Origin of the sequence: Xenorhabdus santafensis (assembly GCF_033949405.1) — a bacterium.
GTDB lineage: Bacteria > Pseudomonadota > Gammaproteobacteria > Enterobacterales > Enterobacteriaceae > Xenorhabdus > Xenorhabdus santafensis.
Window position 1 is genome coordinate 1 of record NZ_VCDN01000333.1, and the last position, 328, is coordinate 328.

The 328-nt window shown below is 27.4% G+C and carries 1 protein-coding gene; it reads left to right on the forward strand.

Annotated elements, in window-relative coordinates; genetic code table 11:
- Positions 1-129 precede the first annotated feature (129 nt).
- On the forward strand, positions 130-328 hold a 199-nt coding region (locus tag FE392_RS22695; RefSeq protein ID WP_319931939.1), incomplete at its 3' end, for a hypothetical protein.

Consider the following 328-nt stretch of genomic DNA (forward strand, 5'->3'; position numbering starts at 1 on the left):
CAAATTCAAACATAATCTAAATATCTTTTTTTCATCACACAACTCATTTAAAATGGTGGAACTTTTTAAAGATATGTAATATCTATGGATTGAATATGCGAGCAAAGTTTTTTTCGTTTTCAGTTCGTCATGGAGGTACTATATAAACTCCGTCATTTTGGAATACAAAATGACAGAGAAAACGGAAAACAAAAATTTCAAAAATCGAAATTTCAAAATCAAATCCCATATCAAAAATCCAAAATCACTCCCCCAAAAATGAAAATTCCCCAAAACTATATTTTTAAAAAAAACATCAAAAAACGTACGGTATTTTATCGATATAGAT